We start from the raw sequence: 1256 nt of genomic DNA, 5'->3' as shown, positions 1-1256 counted from the left end.
GGAACCTAACCCGTTTTTGCACACACCTCCATCTAACTATTATGGAGGTGTCACATGGCACGCAGAAAGCACTACAACCGCTACGACGACGATTTCAAGGCAACAGCGGTTTCTCTAACTGAAATACCTGGTGTACTAGCCAAGGATGTTGCTGAAGCCCTCGATATCCATGAGGTCATGCTATATCGTTGGCGCATGGAAATGCGGCGTGGGCAGATCATGGCTAAGAAGAAAAATATCCAGATTGATCCAGAAATAAAATCCGAGTTGAAGCGGCTGAGGAAGTTGGAGCGGGATCACAACCTGCTGCAGGAAGAGCATAGCCTTTTAAAAAAAGCCATCCAGTTCTCTTTGCAACGAAAAGGGAAGTCTTCGAATTCATAGACCAGAATAGAGACAAGCACAGCATTGCGATGATGTGCCGGCTCTATGGGGTGTCGCGCGATGGGTATAACTCCTGGCGCCGCCGTGGGGTATGTGAACGTCGTCGAGAGGATAGTGAGCTATTTGCGTACATAAAGGCGATTTTTGACCGTCATGATGGATGTTATGGCAGTCCAAAGATCACCAGAGAGCTGAAAAAGAAGGATATCAGCGTAGGCCAGAAGAGAGTCGCTAGAATCATGCGAGAGCATGGCCTGAAAGCTGTGAAATCGAGGATCTACACCTCCAGGCCGGGTATGTACAAGCATCTCTTTGGGATTCCGTGCAGGATAGAGGGGATAGAGCTCACAGGGCCAAATCAGCTCTGGGTAGGGGATGTCACGTATATAAGGCTTAGCGATGGAACCTGGCAGTACCTGTCGGTGATTATGGATAGGTTCAGCAGAAAGGTTGTTTCCTGGTCGTTAAGTGATCGTAGGGATACCTCGCTAACGCTCTCCAGCATCGATAGGGCAGTACGAAATCGGGGGTGCCATCAGGATCTGATTTTTCACTCCGACCGTGGTGTTGAATACCTATCAGGTCATTACCGAGAGCGTTTGCGGCGATATGGAATTAGCCAAAGTATGAACCGGGTGAAGAATATGAATGACAATGCGTTCATTGAATCATTTTTTCACCAGTTTAAAACGGAGAGAATCAAGAGGAAAGTAATTGATTCTGCTGATCAACTTCGGTCTGTAATACGCGAGTACATGCGCTACTACAACACGATCCGGTCGCATTCTTCAGTTGGGTATGTATCCCCACAGGAATTTGAGTGTAGAATTAATTACTAACAACCCGGTGTGTGCAAAAGCGGGTTAAGTTCC

General features: G+C 47.6%; 2 protein-coding genes. Both read left to right on the top strand.

Features of this window, described 5'->3' with window-relative positions:
* Nucleotides 1-54 precede the first annotated feature (54 nt).
* Entirely contained in the window at nt 55-384 is a 330-nt protein-coding gene (locus tag QSJ80_RS15520) for a transposase (protein ID WP_285765381.1), read from the top strand.
* Nucleotides 381-1223 (top strand): IS3 family transposase, encoded by an 843-nt coding sequence (locus QSJ80_RS15635; RefSeq protein WP_352176530.1) that lies wholly within the window; start codon nt 381-383, stop codon nt 1221-1223. The genes QSJ80_RS15520 and QSJ80_RS15635 overlap by 4 nt, the downstream gene beginning before the upstream one ends.
* Nucleotides 1224-1256: the final 33 nt, after the last annotated feature.

The organism is Biformimicrobium ophioploci (assembly GCF_030270605.1).
Taxonomy (GTDB): Bacteria; Pseudomonadota; Gammaproteobacteria; order Pseudomonadales; family Cellvibrionaceae; genus Biformimicrobium; species Biformimicrobium ophioploci.
The sequence above is the reverse complement of the archived record's forward strand: the minus strand, read 5'-3'. Positions and strand labels throughout refer to the sequence as shown.

Coding starts and splice junctions, on each gene's coding strand:
- QSJ80_RS15520 (WP_285765381.1), top strand. CDS start 55: ATGGCACGCAGAAAGCACTACAACCGCTACGACGACGATTTCAAGGCA.